At 75.6% G+C, this 6,449-nt stretch carries 5 protein-coding genes and 1 pseudogene; 2 read left to right on the forward strand and 4 right to left on the reverse strand.

Going from position 1 to position 6,449, the window contains the following annotated elements; translation table 11 throughout:
- From ACTIFU_RS21765 to ACTIFU_RS21780, 4 genes are all read right to left on the reverse strand, one after another.
- A partial coding sequence (locus ACTIFU_RS21765) for a sigma-54-dependent transcriptional regulator (RefSeq protein ID WP_439580422.1) occupies positions 1-877 on the reverse strand: 877 nt, incomplete at its 3' end.
- A complete protein-coding gene (locus tag ACTIFU_RS21770; protein WP_439580423.1) occupies positions 867-2,303 on the reverse strand; it encodes an ATP-binding protein in 1,437 nt (478 codons plus the stop codon). The genes ACTIFU_RS21765 and ACTIFU_RS21770, both read right to left, overlap by 11 nt.
- Positions 2,300-3,154, reverse strand: coding sequence for a substrate-binding domain-containing protein (locus ACTIFU_RS21775; protein WP_439580424.1), 855 nt, complete (start codon positions 3,152-3,154; stop codon positions 2,300-2,302). The genes ACTIFU_RS21770 and ACTIFU_RS21775 overlap by 4 nt, the downstream gene beginning before the upstream one ends.
- A gap of 70 nt (positions 3,155-3,224) precedes the next feature.
- Complete coding sequence (locus tag ACTIFU_RS21780; RefSeq protein WP_439580425.1) at positions 3,225-4,616, reverse strand: gamma-glutamyltransferase; 1,392 nt, start codon at positions 4,614-4,616, stop codon at positions 3,225-3,227.
- A 64-nt stretch (positions 4,617-4,680) separates the two neighbouring features.
- Here ACTIFU_RS21780 and ACTIFU_RS21785 point away from each other — a divergent pair, with 64 nt between their 5' ends.
- Both ACTIFU_RS21785 and ACTIFU_RS21790 read left to right on the forward strand, forming a co-directional pair.
- Positions 4,681-6,054, forward strand: coding sequence for a M48 family metalloprotease (locus tag ACTIFU_RS21785; protein WP_439580426.1), 1,374 nt, complete (start codon positions 4,681-4,683; stop codon positions 6,052-6,054).
- A pseudogene (locus tag ACTIFU_RS21790) lies at positions 6,051-6,449 on the forward strand (hypothetical protein); the annotation flags it as partial. The gene ACTIFU_RS21785 and the pseudogene ACTIFU_RS21790, both read left to right, overlap by 4 nt.

The raw sequence follows: 6,449 nt of genomic DNA on the forward strand, positions 1-6,449 counted from the left end.
GGAACAGCAGGTCCTCGCGGAAGCGTCCCTCCCGCAGGCGCGCATGGGGGTCGGCGTTGGTCGCGGCGACGATGCGCGCACGGAACGGCATCGCGCGCGCCGAGCCCAGACGGGCGAACTCGCGGGCCTCGATCAGCCGCAGGAACTTCGCCTGCAACGCGGGGGCAAGTTCCATCACCTCGTCGAGGAACAGCGTGCCCTCGCCGGCCTGTTCGGCATATCCCGGCGTGCGCGTGGAGGCGCCGGTGAAGGCGCCCCGCTCGTGTCCGAACAACTCGCGCTCCAGCAGCGCCTCGGGGATCGCGGCGCAGTTGAGCGCGACGAACGGGGCGGCCGCACGCGTGGAGCGCGCGTGCAGGAAGCGTGCTGCGATCTCCTTGCCGCTGCCGCTCTCGCCGACCAGCAGCACGGTCGAGTCCACGGCGGCGGCGCGGATCAGGGTCTCCTCCACCGCCCGCATCGCCGGCGAGGCGCCGAGGCTGCCGGTGCCGGAAACGGGCGCCCGGCGCAGCAGCGTCTCGATCCGTCCCAGCAGGTCGTCCACGGCGAAGGGCTTGGTGAGGAAGTCGGCCGCGCCTGCCCGCATCAGCCGCACCGCCTGGTCGATCTCGCCGAACGCGGTCATGAACAGCACCGGCACGGTGCCAAGCGCCGGTCGGAGCGCCGCGTAGAGCGCCTCGCCGGAGCGGTCGGGCAGCCGGATGTCGCACAGCACAAGGTCGGGCCGTGCGCGCGCGACGGCGCCCTCCGCCTCGTCCGCGCGCTGCACCCAGGCGACGTCGAAGCCCTCGAGCCCGAGCCGGTCGGCGAGGCTGCCGCCCATCACCGGGTCGTCCTCGACCAGCAGCAGCCGGCCGCGCGCGGGCCTACGCGACATCGGCGAGGGCTCCGTCCGCGAGCGGCACGCGCAGCGTGATCGATGTGCCCGGAGCGCCGTCGGCGGACGTGATGCGCCCGCCGAGCGCGGCCGCGAGCCGCGCGGCCGTCCAGAGCCCGAGCCCGCCGCCCGGCGGCGGGGCGTCGGGAGCGGCGAGCAGCGCGCGCGCCGCAGCCGGCAGGCCCGGCCCGTCGTCGCGCACGGTGAGCGCGAACGCGCCCGCCGCGACCCGCGCCTCCAGGCGCACGCATCCACCCGGCGGGCTGGCCGCGCAGGCGTTCAGCAGCAGATTGAGCGCGATCTGGCGCACCATCGTGCGGTCGAGCGCGAGACCCCTCGCGAGATCGTTCCGCCACACGAGGCTGAGCCCGCGCCGCTCGATCTCGTGGCGGACCAGATGGCGCAGATCGTCCAGATCCGCACGCGTCAGCGGCCCCTCGCCGATCCGCCCCTTGGAGGTGACGAGGCCGGCGCGCACGACATCGCGGATGTCGGTGAGGCCGCGGCGGAGGAAGCCGATCGAGCGCGCCCGAACGGCCGGATCGTCGCCGTGGCGGGCGAGGGTGTCGACGGCGGTGAACATTCCGCCGAGCGGATTGTTGACCTCGTGCGCCATCGCGGAGGCAAGCTTGCCGAGCAGCGCGTATTTCTCCTCGGCGGCGAGCCGCGCAGCCATCGCTTCGCGCTCCGCCACCGCCTGCGCGGTGCGGTTGAAGGCACGGAACAGGGCCGCGAATTCCGCCGGCTGGCGCGCGATCACGGCCTCGTCCACCGGACGGATCGGCCCCTCGGCGCCGGCGGCGACGTGGGCGCGCAGGATCGCGACCGGGCCGAGCATGCGCCGCACCAGCATCACGCCGAGGCCCGCGAGCAGCAGCGTCAGCCCGGCGTTCACGCCGACCAGCGTCCAGCGCACCGCGCGCCGCTCGGCGATCAGCGCGCCGATGTCGAGCTCGACCAGGATGCGCCCGACCGGGACCGCGCCCTCGCGCAGCTCGCGGGCGAGGAAGGCAAGCTCGACCGCCTCGTCGATGGTGAGCCGCCCATCGGGGCCGTAACGCTCCAGCAGCGCCTCGGGCAGCAGCGAGCCGACCGGAAACAGGCGCGGATCGGAAGCCGCGAGCACGTGCCCCGCGGGTTCGGTCACCACGGCGAAGACGATCGCCAGCCCCTCATAGCGGGCGCGCGCGCGGTCGAGGGCGTCATAGGCCTCCCAGACGTCGCGGCGGATCGCCGCGGGCAGCACCGCGGTCGAGACGCCGTCGAGATACGCGGCGGCGAGATCGGCGACGTGCCGCTCCTGGTCGCGCGCAAGCCGGTGCAGGACGACCTGGCCGATCACCAGAGAGACCGCGACCATCAGTCCGGCCACGACCAGCGGCACGCGCGCCGCGAGCGGCCAGGAGCGAAGCAGGGCGAGCCTCATGTCTGGGCGCGCACCACCGCGCTCATGCGCGCGATCGAATCGAACAGCGCCGGCTCCGCGGCAGCGAACCCGTCGAGCTGCAGGGTCGCGAGCACGGCCCGTCCGACCGGATGGTCCGGCATCCTGGCGAGCGCCTCGGCCAGCGCGCGCACGGTCGGCGCGCGGCGATGGCCGGCGAGACAGGCGACCGGCGGGAAGCCGTGCCAATCGCTGCGCGCGATCACGCGCGTGCCGGCGACGATCGCGGGCTCGCGTTCGGCCATCACCTCCCAGACATAGCCGTCCACCGATCCGCCTTCGGCGAGGCCGGCCTGCACGGCACGGATCACGTTGCGATGGCCGAAGGTGAAGAAACTGCGGGCGAAGAAGGTCTCCGGCCGCTCGCCGGCCGCGGCCAGCAGGTAGCGCGTGACCAGGAACCCCGAGTTGCTGTCGGGGTCGGAGAAAGCATGGGTCGTACCGCGCAGATCCGCCAGCCGCCGCGCGGCGTGATCGGCACCGACGATCAGGTAGGACTGGTAGAGCGGCCGCCCGCGATGCAGCGGCACGGCGACCACCGCGAGCCGCGCCGCATGCTGCACGAAGGGATAGCCGCAGATCCAGGCGGCATCGAGCTGGCCTGCCAGCAGCAGCGCCGTGATCTCCTGGTAGGTGCGGCGCTTCACGAGGCGCACCGCAAGGCCGGTCGCTTGGGCGAGATAGGCGTCGAGGTCGCGCAGCAGCGCGAGGTCGGAGTCGAGGAAGACCGGGGTGAGCCCGACCGTCAGGGTCCCGGCCGGCCGCGCCGGCCGCGCCAGCAGGGCGAGCGTGCCGGCCAGGGCAGCGCGGCGGGTGGCGCGGTGCGGCGACATGGACGTGCTTCTCTCCCCGTCGGCGCAAGGGTGCGCCGGAACGGGGCCTGCGAACAAGCGCGCCGAAGTCTCAGTCGGCGCCGATCGCGAGTCCGTGGCCGCGCGGATCGGCGGCCCAGGTGCAGGTGCGCGGATCGCGCGGCAGGTAGCCGGGGCAGGAGAGGAGCATGACGCGCCCGATCCGCTCCGCCTCGCCGGCGCGCGGCGCCGACACCGCCTCGCGCGCCGCCGCCCCGCCCAGCGCGCGGCGCAGCGCCAGCGCCAGCGCGGCCGGGGCCCCCTCGCCGCCCGAGGCCGCGCCTGCGGCGCGGAAGCCGCGGATGTTCGGGTTGGCGACCAGCAGCACGGTCGGCAGCGCCGGCGGCACCTGGCCGATCCCGGGTGCGGCAGCCAGCACCAGCCCGGTGCCCGGCGCGATCCGGCCGGTGCCGAACAGATTGTTCATGGTCAGCGCGCAGGCCACCGCCAGGCCCTCGCGATCGGCCACGACGAAGGCGGTGGTCGCCCCCAGCACGGGGGGCAGTGCTCCGCCGGCCGGACCCGCGCCTTCGAGCAGCGCGGCTGGATCGGCGCCCGCACGCGCCGCGGCGGCGGCGGCCAGGGCCGCGCGCTCGGCCTCCGCCTCGCTTGCGCCCGCGGCGAGAAGGCGCAGCGCCACCGCCGCCCCGATCGAGCCGCCGACCGGGGCCGCGTGCAGCGTGTCGTTGCCGAGCGCGGCGCGCAGCGTCGCGGTGAGCGCCGGCAGCGTCGTGCGCAGCTCCTCGACCGTCAGCGCCCCACCCGCTGCGGCCGAGGCGTCGGCCAGCCGCCGCGCGAGCCCGCCATGGTGCAGATCGCCCACGCCCTGGCTGCGGATCAGCCCGATCAGGTTGCCGAGCTCAGGCTGAACCATGGGGTTGCCCTCGGCGAGCGGGCTGCCGTCCGGCCGGGCGAACAGCGCGCGCGCCTGCGGGTCCGCGAACAGTGGCCCCGCGACCACCGCGAGGTCGCGCGCGAGGGCACGACTCACGGGGGTGCCGAAGCGGGCGAGCTGCTCGGCCGGGGCGACCAGCCGCTCGAACGGCAGCCGGCCGAGCCGCGCATGCAGCGCGAACAGGCCGCGCGGCGTGCCGGGCAGCGCGGCCGGGCGGTCCGCGCGCGGATCGAGGCGTGCCGGGGCGCGCGGCAGGAAGGTCGCCGCGAGCGCCTGGTCGCGCTCGGGCTGGTAGGCGAGGCAGACCCCACCGCCGGCGAGCGAGGCGCGCGAGGGCAGCGTCACGCCGAGCGCGAAGCCGATCGCCACCGCCGCGTCGGCAGCGGTGCCGCCAGCGGCCAGGACCTCGCGCCCGACCAGCGCGGCGCGCGGCTCCTCGGCCGCCACGCCGCCGAGGAAGCCGGTCACGAAGCCGGGCGTGCCGCGCGCCGGACCCGAGCCGAGCAGGCTGTCATAGGCCGCGCCGATCGTGCCGCAGCCGGCCAGCATCACAGCGGCGCCAGCGAGGAGACCATTGCGCAGCCACCGGCCTATAGTCGCGCCGATGGCGACCGTGCGAGGACCTCTGTGCCGGCGATTCTGGCGGCGCTGCGCGGCGGGGCTGCTGGCCGCGGCGATCGCGCTCGCGCCCCCGCCTGCCGCGGCGCAGGGCCGCGCGATCACGCTGATCCGCGACGCCGAGACCGAGACCCTGCTGCGCGCCATCAACGGCCCCCTGTTTGCCGCCGCGGGGCTGGACCGGGGGCTGGTGCGAACCATCATCATCGCCGACCGCTCGATAAACGCCTTCGTCACCACCGGCAACCGACTGTTCGTCCACAGCGGATTGATCACCACCGCCGATTCGGTGGGCGAGCTTGCAGGTGTGCTCGCGCACGAGACCGGCCACATCAGCGGCGGCCATCTCGCCCGCCTGCCCGAGGAGATGCGCAACGCGCTGATCCGCGCGATCGCGGCGATGCTGCTGGGCGTCGGCGCGGCGGTCGCGACCGGCCAGGGCGGCGCGGCGGGCGCGATCGGCGCCGGCGGGCAGGCGCTCGCGATGCGCGAGCTGTTCGCCTTCACCCGCACGCAGGAGAACGCGGCCGACCAGGCGGCGGTGACCTATCTCGGCCGGGTCGGCTGGTCGGCGTCTGGGCTCCTGCGCCTGATGGAGCGGCTCTCGGCGCAGGATCTGCTGCTGACCGAGAGCCAGGACCCCTATGTGCGCACCCACCCGCTGACGCGTGACCGGATGCAGTTCCTCGCCGATCAGCTCGCCCGTTCGCCGCACGCCGATGCGCCGATGCCCGAGGCGCTGGAGGAGGCGTTCCGCATGGTGCGCGCCAAGCTGATCGGGTTCCTGGAGGGCGGGCTCGTGGCGCGCAGCTACCCGGCCTCCGACCAGTCGGCGCCGGCGCGCTATGCGCGCGCGATCCTTGCCTTCCGCCAGGGCCGCAGCCTGGAGGCGGTGGAGGCGCTGGATCGGCTGATCGCCGAACGGCCGGGAAGCCCCTGGCTGCATGAGCTGAAGGGCCAGGTGCTGCACGAGAGCGGCCGCCCGCGCGACGCGCTCGAGCCCTATCGCGCCGCCGCGCGGCTCGCGCCCCACCAGCCGCTGATCCGCGCCAATCTCGGCCGGGTCATGGTGGATATCGGCGATCCGGCGATGCTGCGCGCGGCGATCGCCGAGCTCGATGCCTCGGTGCGGCTCGACCCGAACGCGCCGTTCACCTGGCGCACGCTTGGGATCGCGCATGGCCGCCTCGGCGACATGGGACGGTCGGCGCTGGCGCTCGCCGAGGAGGCGGCGCTGCGCGGCGATCTGCGGACGCAGCGCGAGATGGCGGCGCGGGCCGAGCGGCTGCTGGCGGGGGGTCCGGCCAAGCTGCGCGCGCAGGACCTGACGCGGGCGGCCGAGATCGCACGGGAGGAGCGGCGGCGATGATACGGTTCGTGACGGGCCTCGCGACCCTGTGGCTGCTTGCGGGTCAAGCCCTCGCGCAGTCCGACGCACGCGGCGTGTTCAGCGCCGAACAGCGCGCCGCGATCGTCGAGATCCTGCGCGAGGCGCTGCGCACCGACCCTTCGATCCTGGCGGATGCGATCGCGGCGATGCAGGCGGCGGGCCAAGCGCTGGAACAGGCCCGGCTGCGCGAGGCGATCGCGGCGAACGCCGAGGCGCTGTACCGCGATCCAGGCGATCCGGCGCTCGGCCCGGCCCGCGCGGCGGGGGCGCGCGGGGGGGTTAGCCACGCACCCACCCCCCAACTCCCGCCCCGGCCGGCCGAGAACGGGGCGGTGGAGCGGCCCGCCCCCCCCCCCCCCCCGGGGGGGGGGGTG

Origin of the sequence: Elioraea sp., from assembly GCF_051860475.1 — a bacterium.
In the GTDB taxonomy this organism is placed as follows: Bacteria; Pseudomonadota; Alphaproteobacteria; order Acetobacterales; family Acetobacteraceae; genus Elioraea.